Consider the following 24,226-nt stretch of genomic DNA (forward strand, 5'->3'; position numbering starts at 1 on the left):
AAAAAAGCTGCTCCAACGTCCATTTATGGAATTGGGCAGCTTTTTTTATTGACTCAGATACAAAACAGCAACTCTCCGCCAAAAGGCAGACAGCTGCTGTTATTATCTTACATTTTCCAATTAATGTTTAACTTCCACACTTTGCGTCTTTGCACTTTTCAGCATAATTCGAGAGCCGAATCCCCGTTTATTTCCCGGGAAAAGACAAACTTTACAAGATTAATCCTCGTAATTCACCAAGGAAAGAACTTCAACTCCAGAAAGCTTATTACGTCCAGCAAGCTCAACCAGCTCAATCAGAAAAGCAGCGCCTACCACTTTACCGCCAAGCTGTTCTACAAGGTTAACCGAAGTAGCAATGGTTCCACCAGTAGCCAATAAATCATCAGCGATCAATACTTTTTGACCAGGCTTGATAGCATCCGTGTGAACAGCAAGTGTGTCCTTGCCATACTCAAGATCATAACCTACCTCTATAGTCTCATATGGAAGCTTGCCGCTTTTACGAATCGGCACAAAACCTACTCCCATCGCATAAGCAAGAGGTGCTCCAACTACGAAGCCACGTGCTTCTGGTCCAGCGATAACGTCGATTTCCAAGTGCGCTACGAGAGCTTTCAACGCGTCAATCGCTTGGCGGTAAGCCTCACCGTCTTTAAGCAATGTGGTGATATCTTTAAAACTAATACCTTCTTTAGGGAAATCAGGAATCACACGAATACTATCTTTAAAATCCAAATTTATCATCTCCTATAAGTTTTGTAAGCATAAGCTGCTTTGATTTCAGATCGGCAAAACTTGCTTCGTAAGCATTCGCTTTGTTATATGAGCGTTGGATTTTTATACACCATTGGGTACGCTCAGCATCTCATATTCGCATGGATTATGATACGCCTAAACGACGCGATAACATCCAGTCCTGTAACTCTGACAGGCTGCCCTCCATGAAGTATTGCTCCATCTCCGCCATCTGTCCCAGTCGGACAAAATGACTCGATGCTGTCAGACTTTTAGCTACTGGCTGAGTAATAAACGCCACACTTCCCTGACTTCTTTTAATAAAATCAAGCTCCTCAAACACATCAAGCATGTTGTTAAGCATGCGGATACTTAACGAGGACTGGCGGCTTAACCGCAGCAAAACTTCGTTCTCAGGCGTTGCAACTGAGGTGATCGAAGCCAACAGTTTATATAGTATTTTGAAATGATCCCTTGTCGGAGTAATAAGTCGTTCTCGGCCATCCTTGATAGAATGCAATAACGCAATATTATCAGCATTAGGGAAGGTTTGGAGTAGCGCATCCAGTTGTTCAGGAGTCTCCGGCATATCCAGTAAGCATAACAGAGAGACATGCCCTGCTTCCTGAAGGGGCTCATCCTTAACAGCGGCGCTAATGCCAGCTTCTTTATCATATACCCATAAAGACATTCCTATCAATTCACTTGCAGGCTTACTACGTCCGTTCTGAAACACTGCAGCAGCTCGATACGGACCCGCACCGCTATAAGGAAGAAGTAGTTCTCTAATATGTGCGGCTTGCCGTACGGCATCAGCAGCACCACGAAGATCGAATAACTGAGCATCCTGCACAGATAAATCCTGCAGCATCAGCTGTGATTTGCGTGAGCCATTCCATTCATTGATCGACAGCTCAGCTAACACGTTGATCGTAGTACCCGCCGGTAGCAGCCTGGCCAAAGCGCCTTTGCCAAAAGCCAAGGCTTCAATGCTGTTTTTCCCCTGCTGCAATACAATCTTCAGGTGTTTTCCATCTTGACCCATTGTACGTGTCTCTTTCACGGTAGCCCCACGAATAATAAACTTCGGCAACGGATTAGACATTCCGAAGGGTGCAAGCCTTTCCAATTCTAGCGCGGTCTGCAGTGATAAATCTGAGATTGACACCTCTGCATCAGCGGAAGCAACAGGAACGAAATGCTCTGGCGTTAACACCCCGGACGCATATTCATTTAATGCTGCAGCAAAGGCTTCTAATCCATCCCGATGCAGGCTCATTCCCGCAGCGGCTGGATGACCTCCAAAATGATCCATTAAATCAGAACAAGAAGAAAGTGCAGCGTAGATGTCAAGTCCAGGAATGGAGCGAGCAGAACCTTTGCACATTCCGGTCTCTGGATGTATATCCAGAATGATCACAGGCCGATAATAACGCTCCAGCAGTTTGGAAGCCACTATACCTACCACACCTACATTCCAGCCATGATCAGCAAGAACAATGATGTCTGGGATTTCGCCACCCTGTGTCATCTGCTCCAGCTTGGCAGTAGCCTCAACAACAATTCTTTCTACCACCAATTGGCGTTCTTTATTAAGCAGGTCCAGCTCTCCAGCTAGCTGCTCTGCCTCAGCCGCATGCTCGGTAGTGAGGAGGGACACAGCCCGTCCAGCATGGTCCAGGCGACCACTGGCATTGATGCGAGGCGCCATGCCAAAAGCGATATTGACCGCACTCACAGTGCTCATGTTCACACCGCTGACAGCGAGTAAGGCACGAATCCCCGGGAAACTTGAATGCCGCATACTTTCCAAGCCATTTCTAACAATCTCACGGTTTTCGCCAAGCAGCGGCATTAAATCCGCAACCGTTCCTATCGCTGCAATCTCTGCCCATTCTGTGGGAGTTTCTTCCCCTAGAATAGCCTGAGCAAGCTTATAAGCCACACCTACACCCGCTAATCCTTTGAACGGATAAGGGCAGTCTGGCAGCTTGGGATTAATAAGCGTATAGGCCTCTGGCAAAAGCTCAGGGGGTTCATGGTGATCCGTAACGATCACATCGATCCCCAGTTCATTAGCGTAAGCAACCTGATGATAAGCGCTAATGCCAGTATCTACTGTAATGATTAAGGAGACACCTTGCTGTAAAGCCCAATCCAGGGCATGATTATGCAGCCCATAACCCTCATTAGAGCGGTGTGGGATATAAATATCAAAGGAAGCGCCTAAATAGCGCAGCAGATGAATCATAAGCGCTGTGCTGGACACCCCGTCAGCATCATAATCGCCATAAATAAGAATATGTTCTTCATCTTTTAAAGCCTTTCTAATTCTAGGAACCGCTTCAGCCATTCCTTTGAGTAGGAACGGATCATGCAGTTCTTCCTCACTGCCATCCATGAAGCTTAGAGCTTCATGAGGCGTGTTCATTCCTCTATTTACTAATAGTGAGGATAAGAGTGGAGAAATAGAAAGGCTCCGGGCCATATCCCTAACTGTGTCGGGATTGGCTGCCGGAGATTGCCATCTTGTTTTTGAATAAAGCAATAGAACTCACCTTTCTCTCACCTTGCAAACTACTGAAGCAACGTAGGAATATCATTATCCGGCAATTCATAATTGCTTTTGTACGGATAGCCGGGATCATAAGGAACAACGTCCATATGCACCTCACCGACATGAACAAACCGGTGCTGCAGCAGCTTCCTAGCGCATTCCGAAATATCCTGTGCTTCCATCACCGTAATCCGCGGATTCACACTGATCTTCACTTGAAGATTCACATAATTCCCTTGCTCAAGTGCCTTCAGATGTTCTACGCGAATGACGCCATGAACACGTTGCACCGTTTCAATAAAATTAGCGGCTTCCTCCGAAGGAAGCTCCTGCGCATTTTTAGTGTTAATAGAGCTAGCAATGAGTGAATAACCTTTACGAAGAATTAAAACTCCGGTTAAGAGTGCGGCAATAGGATCCATATAAGATAGAGGATGCCAATAGGTGCCACCCATGGATAACGAAATTCCGACTAATACTGTGATAGATGTATATAAGCTGAAACGATGACTATTAACATATGCAGCGTGACTGCCATCACCTATTTTTTTAAAGTAGCGATATTGATATTGAAATACAGCTTCTTTAAAAACTATAGATACTAAGACGGTTACAAACGCCAGCTGTCCGTGTGTAGATGATTTTCCATCCGTTAAGTCGCGGATTGCAGAGAATGCGATCTGCAGTCCCCCCATAAGAATAAATACCGAAAAAAGTATAGCCAACAGCGGCTCCTTAGTGCCCCGCCGTTCTTCGATCCGTTGCTTACTCTTTCTCCCTTGCTCAGAGCGCCACGGAAGAATATCCGCCAGTTTGGCTGCTGCGTCTGCTCCGGAATACAAAGCATCCCCCATTAATGCCTTGCTCCCTGAAATATAGCCAAAACTCCCCTTAGCTACTGCCAAAGTAACATCGCTAATGATCCCTGTCCAAGCAACCGTCTCGCTTTGCGGTGATCGTTCTTTATTCATACGAGGCCCTCCTTACCAATAGCAAGTAATCTCATGATGATTCAATACACATGACATGACCCTAAAGATTTCGAAAGCCGCGTCGCATTTGACGCGGCTTTCTTAAACGTATAAGAAAAGTAGAACTTCGATGCTAATTTCTTCTAACCTTTATTCGGGCTGCTTTTCACTTTAACCTTCTCACGCTTTTTAAGCACTAACCAGAGTGGACTGGCAATAAAGATGGAAGAGTAAGCTCCGAAGAGCAAGCCGATTACCATCGCAAGCGAGAACATCTTAATCGACTCGCCTCCGAACAATAACAGGAAGAACGCCGCAATAAATACGGTAAATGCGGTATAGAGAGAACGCATGAGCGTTTGAGCCACACTTTTATTCACAAGGTGTTTCAAGTCTTCATAAGTTTTCTGTTTACCAAAACGTAAATTCTCACGGATCCGGTCAAAGATAACGATCGTATCATTGATGGAATAACCGATGATCGTAAGCACCGCTACAATGAACGTCAAATCCACTTCCAAGCGGAAGATAGAGAAGAGCGCGACTACGATAAAGGCATCATGGAGCAAGGCCACAATCGATGCCACGGCGAAACGCCATTCAAAACGAATACTTACATAAATAATAATCCCCAGACAAGAAATCAGAACTGCATAAATAGCATTACGTGCCAATTCTTTTGCCATTTCAGTGTCCACGGTATTAATTTCAAATGATGCTTTGTCATCCAGCTTAAGGATTTCAGCTTTTAGGGCTTCATCTTGAGCCTCATCAAGAACTTCGTCATAGCGGATATTCACACGCTGATCACCAAACGAGATCGTTGGTTCATGATCGACATCGATTGCACTAGTTGCAGTCTTAACCTGATCCAAGTTCAAATTCTTGGAAAGGGAGATGTCCACATTAGATCCAGCTTTAAAGTCAACGCTGTAATTCAGGCCAAATGTCGCCAGGAAAATCAATCCTGCTACTGTCAATGCGATAGAGAAAATATAGAAATATTTACTCAAATGTACGAAATCAAGCTCTTTCTTAAAGCGCACGGATTTCACTCTCCTTAACACCGAAGCTCTTCGGTTTGTTCAGCTTACCCGCTTTGACAAGCTGGCTAAGCAACCAGTGGGAGAAATAAAGATTCGTGGCGATACTCAGCACGATTTCTACAATCAGCACCAATGCAAAGCCTTTGACCGCACCTGTACCGAAGGCAAACATAACTGCTGCCACAATAATAGTAGTCACATTGGAGTCCATTACTGTCCGGAAAGAGGATTTATTCCCCGCTTTAACGGAGGACAGTATACTTTTTCCACTGCGCATTTCTTCCCTTATCCGTTCGTTGGTAATGATATTGGCATCGACCGCCATACCTATACCCAGAATAAATGCGGCTATACCAGGCAGCGTCAAGGTGAAGTCTGCGAAGACGAAGACCGCAATTAGCGCCCATGTATGCAAGAGCAAGGCAAAACTAGCCAAAAGACCTGGCAAACGATACATTCCGATCATGAAAATAAGGATAATCACAGAAGCCAGCAGACCTGCTCGAATCGTTTGATCAAGCGATTGCTTACCCAGGGTAGCACCCACACTTTGGGAATATTTCTCCGTCAGCTTCAGTGGCAATGCACCTAGGTTAATAGTGTCTGCAAGTTCACGTGCTTCCTTAATTGTATAGTTACCCGAAATAGAAGCACTGCCATCGGTAAGTACTGCTTGTACCGTAGGGTCAGATAATTTGTTCTCATCCAAGTAAATTGCGAGATTCTTTCCTAAGAGACGTTTAGTAATCTCTGCAAATTTGTCCTTGTCCTTAATCTTGATGCTGATGATTGGCTGATTCAGGTTATCCCGTCCAACTTCTGCAGCACCTTCAACAAAATCACTACCTACCAGTTCGATTTTGCTGTAAGTTCCCTCAGCGTCACCTTCAGCAGCACTACGGAAAGTCAGAACTGCAGGTTCCTTCATTTTTTTACGAACCTCGGCTTCATCCGTTACGCCCGCAATTTTCAAACGGATACGGTCCGTACCTTCAGTAGTTACCTCTGGTTCACTTGTTCCGAGCGCATTCGCCCGTTTTTCTAAGCTTTCCGCTGTCTTCAGCAGAGAAGCTCGGGACAATGCTGCTCCCGCTTCCATAGGCTCAGCATGATACAAAATCTCAAATCCGCCTTTCAGGTCAAGACCAAGTCTAACCTTGTCCAGCAGTCCAGGAGTAGTAAATGCCATAACGCCTGTCAAAACGAGCACGGTAATAAAAAAGCCCATTAGTCTCTTCATGCTCTAGCTAGTTCCCCTTTCATTAACTCAATATTCCTATTATAGCTACACGCGAAATGACCGTCAATTCACAGCATTGATAGAGCTATACTCACACAAAGAAACGGCCGCCCCTGCTTAAATCAGCAAGACATCCGTTTTTAATAGGAGATGTGGAGTTATTATTCTCTTACTTTACTGCTTTATCAGGCAGTTCGCAAAAAGAAATATGTGGTTTATTGTTCAGTTCAACCCCCGATAGGCCGCAATAGTCAAATAATTCATGTAACTATTGGCTTTCAAGGAATAAATGTCGTTTACCAGCTTATGTAGGGGAGGCAAGCCTTCCTTATCATAATTACGGCTGATGCAATCCCAGATATCCTTGCTGGTTACATACTCATAGCCGAGGAGCCGGAATTCTTCAGCTTTGCTGCGGCACATGGCTTCGATTTCTTCACTATGTTGATCATGATTCCACTGTTCCGATTCCACGTGTTGACACCTCCAAAGATCGCTCATGTTCGTATGCTCACCATAGATATTCGACTCTTGTTCTTCGCTTTCCTTCTTCCTTCACAAAAAGTTAAAGCTACTAAAACAAGGCATGCCGAGATAGGGGTATAGCATATCCATAAGAATAGACAAGTTCGCCAGCGTTTTATTTCATTTTGGGAAGAAGGCGTGACCTTTGAAGAAACAGAGCTTTATACAAGGAACTTTAATCTTGCTAGCCGCCGGCATCATTAATCGGATGCTTGGATTTATTCCCCGGATTGCTTTACCACGTATTATCGGAGCAGAAGGTGTGGGACTGTATCAGCTCGCATATCCTTTTTTTCTCGTGCTGGTTACTGTGATTACAGGCGGGATTCCACTGGCGATAGCCAAGATGGTAGCGGAAGCAGAAGGAGAGAATCGGCCAGAAAAATCACGGCTGATTTTACGTACTGGACTTGCCCTTAGTGTTGGACTTGCAATCTTCTTTACATTGGTTGCTATGATAAGCGCCTCATGGGTCTCTAATGTTATCTTAACAGACCATAGAGTTTATTATACGTTTATTGCCATGATCCCAATGATTGGGATCGTCGCCGTATCTGCAATCTACCGTGGTTATTTCCAAGGAAAGCAAAACATGATTCCATCGGCGCTCTCCTCTATCTTCGAATCTTTAGTTCGAATATTCTTTATGCTCTGGTTCTCCTGGTTGTTGCTTCCCAAGGGTATTGCTATGGCGGCGGCTGGAGCGATGTTAGGTGTGACGGTAGGAGAAATTGGCGGAATGTTAGCGATTCTGTGGCAATATTATGTCATTACTAAAAAAGATAAAAAGCAGACAAATCCGACTCCAGAGCAACCCGTTCTTGAGTCAGAGGTTATCCCATCTGATCCAGAAGGTGTGAAAGCCAACATCCCCATATTACGGCGCTTATTAGGCATATCCATTCCCGTTACAGCAAGTCGGCTTGTGGGCTCTTTTTCATATCTGCTGGAATCTATTATTACAGTGCGCAGTCTCGCCTTGGCAGGTATAGCCACTGCTGCCGCTACAGCCCAGTATGGGTCTTTACAAGGGATGGTTATTCCCTTATTGCTGCTGCCCGGGGCATTAACCTCTTCACTTGCTGTGTCTCTGGTTCCTTCCATATCAGAAGCTGCCGCAAGAAAGGACTTGCCTACCATTCACAAGCGTATGCATCAAGCGTTGCGGCTTGCGCTGGTAACAGGTGCCCCATTTGCTGTTCTTATGTATATCCTGGCGGTCCCGCTTTGCAATTTGTTATATGGCAACGCGGATACAGCCCCTATGCTGAAGCTTATGGCTCCGTTCGCCTTGTTCATCTATGTTCAAGCTCCCTTACAAGCTGCGCTGCAAGCTATGGATCGACCGGGCAGGGCACTCATCAACACCTTGATTGGAGCAGTAGTCAAAATCATTCTGATTGTAATACTGGCATCCCAACCTGAATATGGAATTTACGGCGCTATCATAGCCATTATTGTGAACAGCATTTTGGTTACGTTACTACACGGATACAGTGTAGTCAGTCTCATTTCATTATCTTTAAGAGTAACCGAAACCATAAAAACCTTATGTGCAATGCTCATTATGGGAGCGGGCGTGCATTATGTATACACTTCCATTCCCATTGCAGATGTACAATGGATTCAATTTTTATTTGCCTCTGCGATAGGAATGGTCCTGTATTTTGGAATCAGTCTGTTAGCTGGCCTTATCTCACTGCGTGATTTGGACCGTCTGCCGTTTATCAAACGCAGGCTCTAAAAGGTTATCTGTTGTCCAAACGGTCGACATAAATTCTGCCCTTATGATCTATGGAGCATAGAAATACATCTTTGAAATCAGATACTCCCTTTTGGCGAATTTGAGTTCTTAGCCAAAATCTGGTTTTTCCAATCATCTCTAAATTCTGATCCTGCACCTTTCCATCCATAATCAGAGGGATTGGAAGTCCTTCATACCTGATCTTATTCTTCGGCAGTTCTATCTTACGGTTCTTGTTCCCTTTATTATCGTCACTCTTTTTATGCTCAGCAGCTGCACTGCTATTGCCTGATTGGTTAGAGGATGAACTCCCCTTCTCTTTCTCGAATACGGTTAGCTGTCCACTAGGCTCCAGGATCGCAAATTCCACGTCAGCAGGACTGGCGATGTTCTGTCCACGCAATTGCTGCAGCAGATCATCAATATTATATCTCTGCCTACGCATTTCGCCCCGGTGCAGCTTGCCTCCAGAAATGAGTATGCTCGGTTTGCCGTCCATTAAAAGTCTGAGCTTTCTGCTCTTAAGACTGAGTTGAGCCACAATTACCTGTATCAACACCAATGTTGCCATCGGAACGACTCCTTCATAGATCGGCCGATTGATATCCTCAAGCACAAAAACAGCAATCTCGGCAATCATGATGGAGATCGTTAAATCAAATACAGACAGCTTACCTATTTCCCTCTTCCCCATGATGCGCATACACAGGAATATGAAGAAATACATCAGCACGGTCAAGAAAATATGGGTAGAGATATGCTGGAACATATAGCTTCGCTCCCCTCCATTCTCACCCGCAGACTTGTTTCCTCGGGTGGATTAATGTAACCCTATTCTGACCGCTCTGTGCAGGGAACATTCGGAAGCCGGCATATTAATTAATGGTAAAAAGGCTGCAATGCCCTTTCTTGTACTATTGGGGCAAGCCATCCCATACAATGAATAATAACTATGTTGATTCTTTTTTCTCAAAAAAACTTTAGGAGGTTGTACCATGTATTTAATCCGGCGCATGTTCTCGTGGAGAATAGCCAATCCTGTGTTATCTGGCCTATGTCGATCATTCCTTTGGATGCTGATGGGTGCGTTTGTCCTCTCTCTTTTGTTATGGGGCAGCAGTCTGAAGGAGCAGGATCTCTCAATGTACACATACATTGTACACGGCATAGCTGCAGCATTCGGAGGACTAACCGCCGGTCGCAGAGCCACGAGCAAAGGCTGGTATCAAGGAAGTCTTACAGGAGCATTTTATGGGATTATCGTTCTGTTAATCGGTTTTTTGGCACTGGATAGCGCACCATCTGGCGTAGATCTGCTATGGGTTCTCGCAGCTGCAGCAATTGGCGCTCTCGGCGGAATGTTTGGCGTTAATTTACAAAAAAGCTAAAATTATAATTCCATTAAATTCGAAACATTCCTTGAAAATATGTTAAACTGTGATCATCTGACTTCATTAAGAGATCAAGGAGGCTTCGATTGCTTTGTTTTACCAATCAATGAACCATATTGTTTTGTACACAGTTGCATTAGTAGTGATATTAGTATGGATTGGCTCTAAACGTAATCCAATCATGGCATTGGTTGAAATTGGGAAAGAGATGCTGCGATCTTATAAGTTTTTGTTGCTGATTGCAGGAATGTTTGGCGTATTAGCCATAAATAAATATGAACTGCAAATTGAACAAAAAATGCATCTTACCTCTGATTATACGCCATTTATATTTGGCCTAGAGGGTCATTTTGTCCAAGCCGTTCAGGATATATTCTACAGTCCATGGTTAACACCGATCATCGTCTTTTTCTACATTTTCATGCTTCAATCCGTTCTAGCAGCTTCATTAGGGGTCTATTTGTTAGATAAAAACCGGGTGATGTTATACGCAACCTGTTATGCTATTATTATCAACTATGCCTTGGCGATTCCATTCTATCTTTACTTCCCGGTAAACGAGGTATGGTCCTATCTGCCGGCAGGCGTCAAATTTACTATGCTGGATGTATTTCCGAAATTCGAACAGGAATATAGACCGCTATCCGGTCTCAATAACTGCTTCCCGAGTCTACATACGTCCATATCTGTTACAATGGCACTTCTGGCCTTCCGTTCAGGGAACCGCCGCTGGATGGTCATCACTAGTATTTCCGCAGTTGTAATCGTCTTTGGAATCTTCTATCTGGGCATTCATTGGCTTACAGATATGATTGGTGGAACCTTGCTAGCTGTACTAGCCTCTACAGTTGGCGTTCAACTCGCCAAATTAACTTTGCGGGGACGTGAAGAATCGCTTACCGTTCCGAGCCGCGTAACAAATGTACGTTAAAGTTAAAGCTGCTAAATCTCAATAACCTTGAAGATCAAAAAAGCGGTGTCCTCTCCAATGAGAAGACACCGCTTTTTATGTACTTAAATAACAAGTCTATACTTTCTCTTCGACATCCGTAGCCACAGCGTGGCTGATGGAACCGCGATCAAAAGTCAGCTTAGTTACATCGTTGACCCGCAGAACCACGATATCATCGGAAATCTCCATGATCGTACCGTGAAGTCCTCCAATAGTAACGATTTTATCGCCCTTTTTCAGAGCTTTCAACATTGCGTTACGAGTTTTGGTCTTCTTTTGTTGCGGACGAATCAGCAAGAAGTAGAATACTACAAACATAAGGACAAAGGGACCTACCAGACCTAGTATGCTACCTCCACCACCTGCGCCAGCTGCATATTGAAACGATTGAATCATATTTCTCCCCCCTTTCAAAGTACATTAAAGCATGACTCAAAAGCATGACTCATAAATCAAACCCTAAAAGCCTTTAAGATTATCATATAATCCGTATTTGGCAAAAAACTCATCGCGAAAATCAAGCAGCCGATCTTCCTTGATGGCTTCACGCACTTTACGCATTAAATCCAACAAGAAGTGCAAATTGTGGTATGTCGTCAATCTAAGTCCGAAGGTTTCATCGGCTTTGATTAGATGGCGCAAATAAGCGCGGGAATAATTCCGGCATGTATAGCAATTGCACTCCGGATCAAGCGGCCCAAAATCACGGGCATACTTAGCGTTGCGTACAACGAGTCTTCCCTGACTGGTCATCGTTGTTCCATTACGGGCAATACGAGTAGGCAAGACACAGTCGAACATGTCCACTCCTCGGATTGATCCTTCCAGCAGCGCATCCGGTGAACCCACGCCCATCAAATAGCGAGGTTTGCCTTGTGGCAGCAGGGGAACTGTATAATCCAGCACTTCATACATTAGCTGCTTGGACTCTCCGACGCTGAGCCCCCCAATAGCATACCCCGGGAAATCCATGGAAGTCAAATCAGCCGCGCTCTGACGGCGCAGATCTTCATACATGCCCCCTTGCACAATAGCAAAAAGACCCTGATCGTTAGGACGAGCATGACTTTTCAGGCAACGTTCTGCCCAGCGCGTGGTGCGCTCCAGTGATTTTTTCACATAATCATACTCAGCCGGGAATGGAGGACATTCATCAAATGCCATCATTATATCTGAACCCAGGGAGTTCTGAACCTCCATCGCTACTTCCGGAGACAGGAATTTCTTATCCCCATTTAGATGGGAACGGAAATGAACTCCTTCTTCCGTAATCTTGCGCATGTCGCTTAACGAGAATACTTGAAACCCGCCGCTGTCTGTCAGAATCGGACGATCCCAGTTCATGAACTTGTGCAGTCCACCAGCTTCACGAACAATATCATGGCCTGGTCTTAGAAACAGATGGTAAGTATTGCTCAAAATAATATGGGCATCCATCTCTTTCAGCTCTTCAGGACTCATAGTCTTGACTGTAGCTTGTGTGCCGACTGGCATAAATGCTGGTGTCTCAATCACACCATGTGGAGTGTGGACTCTTCCAAGTCTGGCTCCGGATTGTTTGCACGTTTTGATGTGCTCATAAGTAATTGCTGCCATAAGTTAACCCATCCTCTTACCTTAATAAATAAACATTGCATCTCCAAAGCTAAAGAATCGGTACTTCTGCTCTATCGCTTCTTCATAAGCAGCTAGAATATGTTCCCGACCTGCCAATGCGCTAACCAACATAACCAAAGTAGACTTTGGCAGGTGGAAATTGGTAATTAGCGCATTTACTACACTGAACTTATACCCTGGATAGATAAAAATATCCGTCCAGCCGCTGCATTCCACAAGCGGACCATCTTCACATTGTCTTCCGACCGTTTCAAGTGTCCGACAAGACGTTGTGCCAACTGCAATAATACGGCCGCCTCGTGCCTTAGTAGCATTTATGGTATCTGCCGTTTCTTGAGACATTACGAAATACTCAGAATGCATAACATGCTCTTCAACCTTCTCTACAGACATCGGACGAAAAGTACCGAGACCTACATGAAGGGTGATATAAGCGATATTTACACCCTTAGCCTCAATCTGTTTCAGCAATTCTTGGGTAAAATGAAGCCCTGCGGTAGGCGCAGCGGCCGATCCCTCATGCCGAGCATACACAGTCTGATATCGTTCACGATCATCCAGTGTTTCCTTAATATAAGGTGGCAACGGCATCGTTCCCAGCCTGTCCAGAATCTCCTGAAAAATACCCTGATATATGAAACGAAGCGTACGGCCGCCCATATCAGCTTCGTCCTCGATAACGGCACGAAGCTCATCACTAAAGATAATCACCGCGCCTGTCTTGAGCTTTTTCCCTGGCTTTACAAGTGCTTCCCAGCGATCATCCCCAAGATTCTTTAGGAGAAGCACTTCCGCCTTAGCACCAGTATCTTCTTTCACTCCAAACAATCTCGCTGGAATGACTCTCGTATCATTTAGAACAAGCGTGTCTCCGGGATTAAAATAATCAATAATATCGGTAAAATGCCGGTGAGCCAGCTCTCCATCCTCCTTATTCACTAGAAGCAGTCTAGAAGCACTGCGATCAGCGAGAGGTATCTGGGCAATCAATTCTTCCGGCAAATGAAAATCATAAGCATCTACATTCATGGTCTGTCTTCATTCCTTAACTATAGTAACGTTCTTATAATAGTGTTGCAATATTTGCTTGTAATCATACCCGCTGTCCGCCATGCCTTTCACGCCCCACTGCGACATGCCTAGACCATGGCCGTTGCCTTGTCCAATGAACAGAAAGCCCGAGCTGTTAGTGATCACTCTGGCCGCAGAATCTCCGCCCATCACTACAGTTCCACTGCCATTCACATTAACCTTCCCCGATGCGGAAAGCACGCCAGCACTCTGCGAGCTGCTAATTGTGGCGGTAGCACCGTCAGCGCCTAATACAGTATAACTTCCGGGTGCCACAATATCAAACAATGTACTAGGTAATCCATTAAACGCGGAGCGGAACATATCAGGATATTTCACATTCAGAGCCTGACCATTAGCTTTCACCTGAATCGCTCTTCCAGAAGGACCGCGCTGGGTGACCTGCAGGTTAGAGATGCTGGAAGGGAGCGTGCTTGTTGTTTTACCCTGCAGGCTTTTTAGAAGTTCAGCAGAGGTATACGGCCCTTTGATCCAGCTATAGCTGCCAGACTCATATACTTTATCCAGAGCCACAGCGTTCTCACCCGGATTCAGCTTTCCGACTGCACTAACACTGCTCTCAATAACTGGCAGAGGACGTATATTCACATCTTTGGTTGTAGCGGTAACTATATCGAGTCCGGCAGCGGTTTTGCTGCCCGTCAATTTAATATTATCTTCACGTGCATAACCAGAGGTACCATTCGCAAGCAGAACATAATACCACTTCTTAGCAGCAGCAGCCGAAACATCTTCAACGCTTGGAACACTAGCAAATACATCGCCACCGTTCGCCCAAACCTCTGAAGGGTCAGCTGTCATACCTCCACTATTGGAAGAAAATACAGCCTCAACAACTTTACCACCACTCATCAGCACTTCACCAGCAGTAGTATCTACAGCTTTGATAATGGAGGGAGCTTCAGACCCGATTCCGTTATATACCTGACTAAGAGTGGTATCTACTACATTCGCTACATCAAAACGGTTGCCTTGCGACAGCGCATAGCTGCGGGCGGCGACAGCCTGAGCTTTTAGCGCTTCTTCTGGCCAGCTGGAGGAAACCTCTCCTCCAACTACGGCATACAAATATTGCTCCAGCGGCACTACATTAATTACAGCCAGCGATCCGCTCAAATTGCTCAGTTCCAAATTTCCGCGATATGTACGCTTGGATCTTTCCACTAACTGAATCCCAGCCTCGCTGCCTGCAGCAAGAAATTTAGCATTGCTTCCAGAAACCAGGTAATGATCGGCTTGAGTTTCACTGCTAAAATCCAGTCCGGCATCCTTACGCAGTATTAATCCGGGCGAGGTTGCCACCGAAACCGTAAATTGTGGTGCCGCCGTAGACACAGCGGCTTGAACAGCTGTTAAATCACTATCGTTGGCAGCTTCGCCTACCCATACCTCTACTTGTGCACTGCCATCGTTTCCTGCCAGAAACACCTTCCAAGCATCCAAACCAGCTGCAGTGAGGCTATTAAGCGCCACATCTGCTTCCTGCTCCGAAGAATAGCGGCCAGCTGATAAATGTTTATTACCTTTCACCGCTGGGGTTTGGTCAGCAGGAATACTCAACCCTGCTTTGACTACACGGGTAAGCCCATCCTTGGCAGCTGCTTCACTAGCATAGACGCCCGTGTACAACTGATACACAGTCGCTCCATTTCTGGAGATTGCAAAAATCTGCGGTTTATCGGAGGTGGATTGGAGCTTTTTAGCTGCATCCGCTGCTGTCTGCCAGCTTGAAACCTCCATCACCTTAACTCTATATCCGTCCAGACTTATACGAATTTGCTTCTGTGCTGGGACAGATACCAAAGGAGCACTTCCTGCTTGATCCGACAGCAAAGTAAAGCTTTGCGTTGATTGCAGTGTTACTACTGGCACAGTTGATTTATATTTACTTCCAATATCAGCATAAAGAGCAACTCGTATCGTGCTATTAGAATCGGCATGACTGGCACCCGCAGGGATCAGGAAACTTCCTACAGCAAGCGCAGCCGCAAGCAATCCTTTGCTTAGCGGGGCGACCCCTCTCCATTTCCTCTTCGTATGCTTCATCCAGCATCCTCCTTTATAATTGTAGTGACGAACTAGTGCTGCTCCGGAGGGAGCGGAAGCCCTAAATGATGATAAGCGGCCGGGGTTACAATTCTTCCACGCGGACTCCGCTGCAAGAACCCTATCTGTAGCAGGTACGGCTCATATACGTCCTCAATCGTCTGACTTTCCTCACCAATCGTAGCTGCAATCGTATCCAGTCCTACAGGACCGCCGCGAAAGCTTGAAATCATAGCACTTAACATCTTGTGGTCAATACTGTCCAGACCACGTGGGTCCACCTGAAGCATCTTCAATGCTTCCCCAGAAATTTCAGGAGTTATAATTCCATCTCCGCGCACTTGAGCAAAATCACGGACCCGCTTCAATAAGCGGTTAGCAATCCGCGGTGTGCCCCGCGAACGAAGCGCGATCTCTTCTGCTGCATCGCCAACAATCTCAATGCCTAAAAGATCCGCATTTCGAGAAACAATGTAACTCAGCTCATCTATGTTATAGAATTCCAGGCGACTGACCACTCCGAAACGATCACGCAGTGGCGCAGACAGTAGTCCTGCCCGGGTTGTGGCACCTATCAGTGTGAACGGCGGCAAATCCAATCGTACCGAACGGGCACTTGGCCCTTTGCCGATCATGATATCCAGCGCGAAATCCTCCATCGCAGGATACATAACCTCCTCGACCGTGCGGTGCAAACGGTGAATCTCATCAATGAAAAGCACGTCGCCTTCCTGCAGATTCGTCAGCAGAGCGGCAAGATCGCCTGGACGCTCTATCGCAGGGCCGGAAGTTGTTCGCAGGTTCACACCCAGCTCATTGGCGATAATATTAGCGAGCGTTGTTTTGCCCAGACCCGGAGGTCCGTACAGCAGCACATGATCCAGCGCTTCGCTTCTCATTTTGGCCGCTTCTATATATACTTTCAGGTTTTCTTTCACCTGAGTCTGGCCGATATATTCTCCCAGATAACGAGGGCGCAAGCTTAGTTCTACCGCCTGCTCATCCATCATCAAATTCGCGGATATAATCCGGTCATCCATTTCCTATCGCTCCCTTTCTTTAGGATGTGTACGGCTTTACTTAGCTATATATAGCAGCCCTAGTGCTTTCTTCATCAGCACATCTACAGTTCCTGTCTCTGCTCCCTCTTTCTTCAACGCGAGCCACACGCGGTCCAATTCGCTTTCGGTATAACCCAGCCCCTTAAGCGCATCCCGCGCCTCTTGCCAGGCCAATCCATCCGTTGCTTCTTCCGTTGGCACTGCAAACAATCCCGTTTGCATTGAAGCCATACTGAGTCCGTCCAGCTTGTCCTTCAAATCAAGGATCATACGCTGTGCCGTCTTTTTGCCAATGCCCGGTAATTTCGTTAAGAACGTTATATTCTCTTGATAAATCGCTGAAATCAACTGATCCGGTGTTCCACCTGTCAGGATTCCAAGCGCAACCCTAGGACCGATGCCAGATACCTCTATCAGCTTGCGGAACAATTTTTGTTCCTCACGAGTCGGGAACCCAAATAATAGCGTAGCGTCCTCACGTGTTTGGTAATGAATATAGATCGTTACAGGTCCTTCTACTTTAGCAAAAGCATAAGGATTCGGGCAGAATACCCGGTATCCTACTCCCTGCACATCCAGCACCACATATTCCGACTCCAAATGAACGACGGGTCCTCTTAAGAAATCTATCATTTTCGCAATACCTCATTTAATTTAGAATTAAGACTGCTCGAATGGGCATGGCATACCGCTACCGCCAGCGCATCCGCCACATCATCGGGTTTCGGAATCGCCGATAGCTTCAGCAGCAGCTTCACCATTTCCTGGACCTGCCGTTTCTCAGCCTTACCATAACCCACAACAGCCTGCTTTACCATCATAGGTGTATATTCCGAGACGGGGAGACCCCGCTGTACTGCAGCTAATATAGTCACACCGCGGGCCTGCGCCACTGGCAATGCTGTAGTAACGTTGCGAGCGAAAAAAAGCTTTTCTATCGCCACAGCATCGGGTTTATATTTATCAATGAGCTGACCCATGCCTTCATAGACATGCAGCAGTCGTTCTTCTTCAGGCGTATGAGCCTCAGTCTGAATACAACCATATTGGACGGGGGTCAGTTTATGTCCTTCCTTATCCACAAAGCCAAAGCCGACGATCGCCAGCCCCGGATCAATTCCCAAAATACGCAAACACGATCTCTCCTCTATAACAGGCAGATTATTCCACCGTTTTCATCCATTCCTCCGCCATGAAGCGAACATATGTATTCCTTCTAACCATTATAGCAAAAATCGCCCTTGCGGGAGAAAAAAAGTTTACTGTTTGCAGCGAAATGGCAACTTTAGGCCTACAGCTAAGACTCTTCCCCGTTTCATTTCACACAAAAAAGCTGCCCTCAGCCATTAATAATGACTTTTGGACAGCTTATCAAATCTATTGCTTGTTCTGCATGACATGCTCAGCAGCTTCGCGGGCATAATCACTGAAGGTAGACAGCACACTGTTGTACTCTTCAATATCCTGAACACGAATCCCCTCGTGAAGCTCCTTCCAAATATTTTCCGGCAATGAGGATTTCAGGGAACCCATATCCATTTGAAAAAAAGTCTTCAGTACCTTTTCCTGAACTGGCGGACCTTTAAACAAGGTCAAATTCCCAAACGCATCTACACCAATATAAGCTTCATTTTTTATCATTGTCGATAAATCATTCACTTTTTGTTCCAGCCACAAATCCCCTTCTGAACTAATCCAACTGCTCCATTCAGGGTGTTCATTGATAATAGTCTTCAGCTGAAGCGGGTTCTTTACGCCCGGCAACGTCTGAATCTCTTCTCCGGACACATAGGTTGTTTTTAAATGAACGGTTCTGCTGAGCCCACTTTGGGAGATGGTTTGCAGCAGTTGTTCATTATTTAAAGTGCCCTTCTCTTTTGCCTCATCACTGTCCTCGCCTACTTTAAAGACAGCTGCGGCCAGCTCACTATCGGCACTATCCGCCCAGCTAGAATTCGTCAGCAGACCACTGATTTCCTCAGGTACCTGCATACTGCGCCAAGCCAGTACAGCAAAAGCTATACAAGCAGCTCCTACCCAAAGCGCCTTTTTCCAACGTCTCCATCGCCGCCAAAGTTGTTTTTTTAAGCGAAACGCGTTCACGTTAATCCCTTCATTCTGGTTTTTCCCTATTGTGACCTAAGAAGGGAGCATTTATGCGCTTTTCTGTGAATAATCGACATTTCTCCAAAAATACAAGGTTGACCTTGCAGTATGGTTCAAGGTTTATGGTGTAAGTCTGGAAGGGCGATTCTGGGGAGAGGTTTCACATACCGGCCTTAGGTGATACCTATTTCATGACGATCGACCATTTTTTCCACCAAAGCTTTTGCTTTGCCAATAGACTATTTAGTTCTTAGTGTGCTATGCCATTGAATTGGGCGTTTGGGATGGTAGCGATGTAGGCGTTCTGCGTTTGCGTGATGGGGGGATGCGTTCTGCGTTTGCGCGTTGTGCGGAGTGGATCTAAAACTAATTAGGGAAAAACTCCCTGAAAATAGCATATATTCGCTCTAAATGAACGAAATCAGGGAATTACTCCCTAATAAATAAGCTGTTTTCCTTAATTCCCGGGAATCAGACATATATTAGGGAGTTTTTCCCCCATTATATGTCTGACGACCAGAATCCTAAGAATTTCAGGGAGAAATTCCCTAATCGCTCTATAAGTGTTTTACTTTTGCTTCATTTAAAGCTTAAGTTCGTTCTTCACTTATTATTTTACCTAGGCCTCACTCGGTGCTCACTCGGTAAGCCACTTGAAGCATCATTGGTCATCAAATGCTGCCTCAGCTTCAAGTGGTAATTTCTTTTACCTTTGTTCAGCATCTTCTTCGTATTAAAGTCATATTTAAGCGTTAGGAACCACCGGCAGCTTCACATGGCTCGTATACTCACGATTATGGTAGACGGTCTGCAGCACAGTAATCGCTTCTGAATCTTCATATGGATTATTACCTGTATTTGTATTAGGGAAAGCAACGAATTTGCTGGACGAAGTAACCGAGAACCGAATTCGGTGTCCAACAGCAAATCTATGGGCTATATTCGGCATGAAAATATCATATTTCTCCACCTGCCCAGGAATCAGCAGCTCAGGTGCTTCCAATCCATGACGGTATTTAGCTCTGACAATATAATTGGATAACCGGATGGAGTCCCCTTGTTCATTCACATCACTAAGCGTAACTACCCAATCCGTATCCTTGCCAGTGCTGGCAGCGTAGATAACAGCAGACAGTTCTCCGGCCACAGTCAGCTCTTCCGTCAGAATATCACTAGTGTAGACAAGGATATCATTGCGCAGCTCGTATTTCCGCAAATTTTCAGGCTCTCGTTCACCGCTATCATTCATAGGATCATGAGGATTATAGACATAAGTATCTTCAGGAGAATGTTCCTCAGGCGCTGCGAGCAGTTGCCCATCTCCATGTCCTGAATTCGCTCGGCCACCGCTGGAAAGGTAGAAGGAAGAAACTGTGGCTTCGGCAGGTGTCCAATCCGCGGACGTTCTCCACTGATTTTCACCAACAACATAATAAGAGGCTCTAGGCTCCTGATCTATTCCATTTGGAATGCCTTTGAGGAAGCGGTCGAACCAGCGCAGCACAGAAACATCGTAATCATAGACTACGGCATCATTGCCGAAGCTCACACCTTCATAGTCTCTGGCTCTGTTCGGCCCGTGCTCCCAAGCGCCCAGACGGATTTTGCGATTAGGCACATCATGTTCTGTCAGCATTCTCCAAGTCTCCGATACGCCGGCGCTGTCGCCGTCATACCAGCCTGAGATGACATACATAGGTACCTGCACCTGATCTCCGCGCTCAGTAAAAGTACAGTTTTTCCAGAAATCATCATACTCGGGATGCTGGCTCCACAGATCCCATGGACCTGATGTTTTGCCAATCATTTGCTGAGGGATCTCTTTAATCGGTCTTGCATCAACGGCTGCTTCCGGATTCACCGTAATGCCTCCAAAGATATCAAAATCCGTCCGAGTACCCACAGATTGAGCAAGAGTCCAAGAGAGCAACGGCCAAGAACAAAGAGTTCCCCCTTTGCGAACGGTATCAACAAATGGAGAGCCTACATTCACTTCATCCACAACCGCCTTCAGATTCGGGTGCCCACTGGTGGCCGCCGCCACAACAACAAAACCTAGATAGGATGCGCCCCACATGCCGACGTTGCCATCCGACCATTCCTGAGCAATAATCCAATCAATCGTATCATAGCCATCATCCCGTTCATTATAAAAAGGAATCAGTTCTCCTTCCGAATCCGCCCGACCCCTAACATCCTGCGACACTACTGCATAACCTTTATTGGCCCATCTCATAAAAATCTCTTTTTTTCCGTTGCGGTCATAACATGTTCTTACGAGAATTGTCGGCAGCTTGGTTCCCGGCTTAATGCCCTCTGGTAAAAAAACATCTGTCGCCAGCCTCACTCCATCACGCATCGGAATCAGATCAGTACCCAGATCATTTACACCATATTCTGCCTTAGATAGAAGAGGATCATCGTAGACCACTAACGGAGTCAGCTTCTCATAACCCGCTTTAACCATAAGCTCAATACCATACCGATTCGGTGTAAGAAAAGCGATAATCTCCCCATCCAAAGTCACAATGTCCAGAGCCGTCTCTTTGCGCAGCGCCCATACTTGTGAGGTCAGTTCGCGGCCTTCAATCTGCGCCTGATACTGGATATGCTTTTGATAGATATCGCCATTACTCAGCACAACCTCATAATCTACCCACTCCGCTTTAGCATAAGCGTCTAAATGTTTGTGGATTTTTTGAAGTGGAAGCACAGTTTTGAACTGTCCATCCAGCACATTGTCTTGCATTTGCGTTCTTCTGCGCGGATCGACCTTAGCGAGCATGATCTGTTGCTCTGTAAAATGAATTTTGCCTGTATAAACACCAGAAAAGTAGACGTTAAATGTAGTTGTGTCTAAGTAGGTTGTCATCTGTTTATCCCCTATCCGCAAATTTCTTCAAATACGCGCAGCCAGTTGCCGCCCATGATCTTAGCAATATCTGCATCCGCATAACCGCGGGCAACCAAACCTCTAGTAAAGTTAATAAAATAACTATATTTCTCAAGTCCAGCAACGGCTTCTGTAGAAGGTCCGTCTCCTTTGGCGAATCCAAGCTTGGGGGCGATATGTTCTTTAAAATAAACCAATGACCAGAGCACATCGCTCATCGGCCAATCCGTTCCAATTCCGACATGATCCACGCCTACAAGCCGGATTACATATTCGATATGATCCAGCACATGGTCAATAGTTGTATGTTTAGGGTCTTCATGAACAAACCAAGGCATAGCAAAAATACCAATGACTCCACCCGTCTTGGCTATCGCGATAATCTCCTCATCACTTTTACAGCGCATATGCGGATAGATCGCCTCTACACCCGTATGTGAAGCAATCACCGGAGTTGTGGAATAAGCGCAGGCATCTAATGTAGTCTGTTTCCCGCAATGCCCCGTATCTACAATGATCCCCAGCTTGTTCAAGCGTGCAATGAATCTTTTTCCAAAATTAGTGACACCGGCGTTCGATTGTTCTGCGCAGCCCGCCCCAATCTGGTTCTGATTGTTGTAGGTCAATTGTAGAATTCTTAATCCGAAGTTATAAAGTACATCTAATTGATCAAGATTCGTGCCCAGACCATCCGTTTCTTGTGCTGTGATAATGCCCGCTTTATGACCATTACGCTTGGCAGCACGTATGTCTTCGGCAGTTAAGGCTTTGATTAACCAATCTGCGGAATCGAATTGCAGTTGCACCTCTGCCATGCTTGTAATGATGCTGTCTAAGGATTCCAAATGAAGTTCGCGGTTCCCTGCTGTAATTCCGGACTTGTACCACTCTTCCTTATACTCAGGGATCTCTCCGCTCGCAGATAGCTTTGTGATAATTTTTGCAGGCATACTGCTGTATACCATTGGCTCATCTTTATAAGGCTCACATAATTCTTTGATTCTGTCAGAGATAGAGTCTGGAATCGCGCTTGGAGATAAGGGACCTTGAAACAGCAGATCGATAATAATGTTCTGTTCATGCAAGCGTTTAGCCCGCTCCTCCTCTTGCTCCGTCAACTTGAAATCATACAGACCTTCATAAGTGCTCATCGTGTAGTCGCTCCTTAGAATGCAATTTCAGTGCCTTTATGTAATCTAACAGCTTCATGATATATAAAATTAGCTGCTGCTAAATCCTCAATGGCCAGCCCTAATCCTTTAAAAAGAGTAATGTCAGCTGCGGACCTTCTGCCCTCGATAGTGCCACTGATCAGCTCACCAATCTCCCCGACAATATGATCTGCTGTAATTTTGCCTTCGTTCAGCGGGATTAAATAATCACCAGATTCATTCTGAGCGGATTCCAGCCGATCTACATATAACTTAGCTAATTGGACGGTCTCCGAATCCAGCTCACGATCATTGGGTCTGCATGCGCCGACAGCATTGATATGTACACCCGGTTTCAGCCATTCTCCCTTGAGCACAGGTTCGGTGGATGCTGTCACGGTACAAATGATATCCGCTGCGCTGACTGCCGCTTGAACTGTCTCGGCAACAATGATCTGCACATCATATTTTTGGCTCATCTCCATTTGAAAATCCTGTGCCTTTGCGAGTGTCCTGCTCCATACTTTTACCTCACGGATGGGTCGAACCCGCAACATCGCTTCCAGATGACTTTTTGCTTGTTCCCCAGTTCCAAGAAGAGCAAGGATTTCGGCATCCTCTCTGGCCAGATATCGGGTTGCTGCTGCACTGACTGCCGCCGTACGAATGGCTGTAATCTTTTGTCCATCCACTATAGCTTTCAGAACACCCGTAGATGAATCGAATAGGGTAACAAGACCTTGATGAGAAGGCAGGCCTGAACCATGATTGCTGGGAAATACACTGATGATTTTGGCACCAGCTACCTCTTCATGCTGCAAATAACCCGGCATTAAGCCGAGCAGATTGCTCTTTTGTAAAGGAAGCACTTGTCTTAAGCTTTGTACCGCTTGTCCAGCGGACAGAGCCTTCAAAACAGATTCCATAACGGAGATGCAAGATTCCATAGCTAACAGTTCGGCCACTTCATTTTGATTAATGACTAGCATAAGACGGACCTCCTTCTCCTCATCATGATTGCACGAACGCGAATATAAAATTTTCTTACTATCATAACTTATCCGGTTTAAATATTCATGTATAAAGCTGGAAGGCA

At 45.7% G+C, this 24,226-nt stretch carries 21 protein-coding genes; 3 read left to right on the forward strand and 18 right to left on the reverse strand.

Annotated elements, in window-relative coordinates:
* Positions 1-219: 219 nt before the first annotated feature.
* The 6 genes from MHH86_RS24030 to MHH86_RS24055 form a co-directional block, all read right to left on the reverse strand.
* The gene (locus MHH86_RS24030) at positions 220-738 is read right to left on the reverse strand and encodes an adenine phosphoribosyltransferase (RefSeq protein ID WP_036677647.1); all 519 of its coding nucleotides are present in this window, start codon (positions 736-738) and stop codon (positions 220-222) included.
* Positions 739-883: 145 nt separating this feature from the next.
* Positions 884-3,286, reverse strand: a complete 2,403-nt coding sequence (gene recJ, locus MHH86_RS24035) for a single-stranded-DNA-specific exonuclease RecJ (RefSeq protein WP_342479445.1) — start codon at positions 3,284-3,286, stop codon at positions 884-886.
* A gap of 29 nt (positions 3,287-3,315) precedes the next feature.
* The gene (locus MHH86_RS24040; RefSeq protein ID WP_036677651.1) at positions 3,316-4,266 is read right to left on the reverse strand and encodes a cation diffusion facilitator family transporter; all 951 of its coding nucleotides are present in this window, start codon (positions 4,264-4,266) and stop codon (positions 3,316-3,318) included.
* A 143-nt stretch (positions 4,267-4,409) separates the two neighbouring features.
* Positions 4,410-5,312 carry a protein translocase subunit SecF gene (gene secF / locus MHH86_RS24045; protein ID WP_052097271.1) on the reverse strand — a complete coding sequence of 301 codons (903 nt, stop codon included), beginning with the start codon at positions 5,310-5,312 and terminating at the stop codon, positions 4,410-4,412.
* Entirely contained in the window at positions 5,302-6,552 is a 1,251-nt protein-coding gene (secD, locus tag MHH86_RS24050) for a protein translocase subunit SecD (RefSeq protein WP_036677653.1), read from the reverse strand. Before secD ends, secF begins: the two co-directional genes overlap by 11 nt.
* A 222-nt stretch (positions 6,553-6,774) precedes the next feature.
* A complete protein-coding gene (locus tag MHH86_RS24055; RefSeq protein ID WP_036677655.1) occupies positions 6,775-7,026 on the reverse strand; it encodes a post-transcriptional regulator in 252 nt (83 codons plus the stop codon).
* Between the two features lie 196 nt (positions 7,027-7,222).
* On the opposite strand from MHH86_RS24055, the gene spoVB reads away from it, so the two are divergent.
* A complete protein-coding gene (gene spoVB, locus MHH86_RS24060) occupies positions 7,223-8,821 on the forward strand; it encodes a stage V sporulation protein B (RefSeq protein WP_076105445.1) in 1,599 nt (532 codons plus the stop codon).
* A 4-nt stretch (positions 8,822-8,825) separates the two neighbouring features.
* Here spoVB and MHH86_RS24065 read toward each other — a convergent pair whose 3' ends face one another.
* A complete protein-coding gene (locus MHH86_RS24065; RefSeq protein ID WP_036677658.1) occupies positions 8,826-9,590 on the reverse strand; it encodes a DUF421 domain-containing protein in 765 nt (254 codons plus the stop codon).
* 226 nt (positions 9,591-9,816) lie between these two features.
* Here MHH86_RS24065 and MHH86_RS24070 point away from each other — a divergent pair, with 226 nt between their 5' ends.
* Together MHH86_RS24070 and MHH86_RS24075 are read left to right on the forward strand one after the other, a co-directional pair.
* Positions 9,817-10,209 carry a TIGR04086 family membrane protein gene (locus tag MHH86_RS24070; RefSeq protein WP_036677660.1) on the forward strand — a complete coding sequence of 131 codons (393 nt, stop codon included), beginning with the start codon at positions 9,817-9,819 and terminating at the stop codon, positions 10,207-10,209.
* A 109-nt stretch (positions 10,210-10,318) separates the two neighbouring features.
* Positions 10,319-11,143, forward strand: a complete 825-nt coding sequence (locus MHH86_RS24075) for a phosphatase PAP2 family protein (RefSeq protein ID WP_038572997.1) — start codon at positions 10,319-10,321, stop codon at positions 11,141-11,143.
* Between the two features lie 96 nt (positions 11,144-11,239).
* Here MHH86_RS24075 and yajC read toward each other — a convergent pair whose 3' ends face one another.
* From yajC to MHH86_RS24130, 11 genes are all read right to left on the reverse strand, one after another.
* Entirely contained in the window at positions 11,240-11,560 is a 321-nt protein-coding gene (gene yajC, locus MHH86_RS24080) for a preprotein translocase subunit YajC (RefSeq protein WP_038572999.1), read from the reverse strand.
* Positions 11,561-11,623: 63 nt separating this feature from the next.
* Positions 11,624-12,760, reverse strand: a complete 1,137-nt coding sequence (gene tgt, locus MHH86_RS24085) for a tRNA guanosine(34) transglycosylase Tgt (protein WP_036677666.1) — start codon at positions 12,758-12,760, stop codon at positions 11,624-11,626.
* Between the two features lie 21 nt (positions 12,761-12,781).
* Complete coding sequence (queA, locus tag MHH86_RS24090) at positions 12,782-13,810, reverse strand: tRNA preQ1(34) S-adenosylmethionine ribosyltransferase-isomerase QueA (protein WP_076147853.1); 1,029 nt, start codon at positions 13,808-13,810, stop codon at positions 12,782-12,784.
* 9 nt (positions 13,811-13,819) lie between these two features.
* Entirely contained in the window at positions 13,820-15,919 is a 2,100-nt protein-coding gene (locus MHH86_RS24095) for a SpoIID/LytB domain-containing protein (protein ID WP_076147855.1), read from the reverse strand.
* A gap of 32 nt (positions 15,920-15,951) precedes the next feature.
* A complete protein-coding gene (gene ruvB, locus MHH86_RS24100; protein ID WP_036677672.1) occupies positions 15,952-16,959 on the reverse strand; it encodes a Holliday junction branch migration DNA helicase RuvB in 1,008 nt (335 codons plus the stop codon).
* Positions 16,960-16,995: 36 nt separating this feature from the next.
* The gene (gene ruvA / locus MHH86_RS24105) at positions 16,996-17,613 is read right to left on the reverse strand and encodes a Holliday junction branch migration protein RuvA (RefSeq protein WP_036677675.1); all 618 of its coding nucleotides are present in this window, start codon (positions 17,611-17,613) and stop codon (positions 16,996-16,998) included.
* The gene (gene ruvC, locus MHH86_RS24110; protein ID WP_036677679.1) at positions 17,610-18,113 is read right to left on the reverse strand and encodes a crossover junction endodeoxyribonuclease RuvC; all 504 of its coding nucleotides are present in this window, start codon (positions 18,111-18,113) and stop codon (positions 17,610-17,612) included. Before ruvC ends, ruvA begins: the two co-directional genes overlap by 4 nt.
* Positions 18,114-18,357: 244 nt before the next feature.
* On the reverse strand, positions 18,358-19,083 hold the full coding sequence (locus MHH86_RS24115) for a BofC C-terminal domain-containing protein (RefSeq protein ID WP_076147858.1): 726 nt from the start codon (positions 19,081-19,083) through the stop codon (positions 18,358-18,360).
* A gap of 748 nt (positions 19,084-19,831) precedes the next feature.
* The gene (locus tag MHH86_RS24120) at positions 19,832-21,958 is read right to left on the reverse strand and encodes a CocE/NonD family hydrolase (RefSeq protein WP_076148084.1); all 2,127 of its coding nucleotides are present in this window, start codon (positions 21,956-21,958) and stop codon (positions 19,832-19,834) included.
* Positions 21,959-21,969: 11 nt separating this feature from the next.
* Complete coding sequence (locus tag MHH86_RS24125) at positions 21,970-23,130, reverse strand: membrane dipeptidase (RefSeq protein WP_076148081.1); 1,161 nt, start codon at positions 23,128-23,130, stop codon at positions 21,970-21,972.
* 14 nt (positions 23,131-23,144) lie between these two features.
* Positions 23,145-24,119, reverse strand: coding sequence for an ornithine cyclodeaminase family protein (locus MHH86_RS24130; RefSeq protein WP_076148078.1), 975 nt, complete (start codon positions 24,117-24,119; stop codon positions 23,145-23,147).
* Positions 24,120-24,226: the final 107 nt, after the last annotated feature.

The organism is Paenibacillus sp. FSL F4-0097 (genome assembly GCF_038593125.1).
GTDB lineage: Bacteria > Bacillota > Bacilli > Paenibacillales > Paenibacillaceae > Paenibacillus_AQ > Paenibacillus_AQ odorifer.

Excerpts from the sequence above, each read along its gene's own strand:
- MHH86_RS24040 (WP_036677651.1), bottom strand. The coding sequence starts at position 4,266 with ATGAATAAAGAACGATCACCGCAAAGCGAGACGGTTGCTTGGACAGGG.
- secD (WP_036677653.1), bottom strand. The coding sequence starts at position 6,552 with ATGAAGAGACTAATGGGCTTTTTTATTACCGTGCTCGTTTTGACAGGC.
- MHH86_RS24065 (WP_036677658.1), bottom strand. The coding sequence starts at position 9,590 with ATGTTCCAGCATATCTCTACCCATATTTTCTTGACCGTGCTGATGTAT.
- MHH86_RS24070 (WP_036677660.1), top strand. The coding sequence starts at position 9,817 with ATGTATTTAATCCGGCGCATGTTCTCGTGGAGAATAGCCAATCCTGTG.
- MHH86_RS24075 (WP_038572997.1), top strand. The coding sequence starts at position 10,319 with ATGAACCATATTGTTTTGTACACAGTTGCATTAGTAGTGATATTAGTA.
- yajC (WP_038572999.1), bottom strand. The coding sequence starts at position 11,560 with ATGATTCAATCGTTTCAATATGCAGCTGGCGCAGGTGGTGGAGGTAGC.
- tgt (WP_036677666.1), bottom strand. The coding sequence starts at position 12,760 with ATGGCAGCAATTACTTATGAGCACATCAAAACGTGCAAACAATCCGGA.
- queA (WP_076147853.1), bottom strand. The coding sequence starts at position 13,810 with ATGAATGTAGATGCTTATGATTTTCATTTGCCGGAAGAATTGATTGCC.
- MHH86_RS24095 (WP_076147855.1), bottom strand. The coding sequence starts at position 15,919 with ATGAAGCATACGAAGAGGAAATGGAGAGGGGTCGCCCCGCTAAGCAAA.
- ruvB (WP_036677672.1), bottom strand. The coding sequence starts at position 16,959 with ATGGATGACCGGATTATATCCGCGAATTTGATGATGGATGAGCAGGCG.
- ruvA (WP_036677675.1), bottom strand. The coding sequence starts at position 17,613 with ATGATAGATTTCTTAAGAGGACCCGTCGTTCATTTGGAGTCGGAATAT.
- MHH86_RS24120 (WP_076148084.1), bottom strand. The coding sequence starts at position 21,958 with ATGACAACCTACTTAGACACAACTACATTTAACGTCTACTTTTCTGGT.
- MHH86_RS24125 (WP_076148081.1), bottom strand. The coding sequence starts at position 23,130 with ATGAGCACTTATGAAGGTCTGTATGATTTCAAGTTGACGGAGCAAGAG.
- MHH86_RS24130 (WP_076148078.1), bottom strand. The coding sequence starts at position 24,119 with ATGCTAGTCATTAATCAAAATGAAGTGGCCGAACTGTTAGCTATGGAA.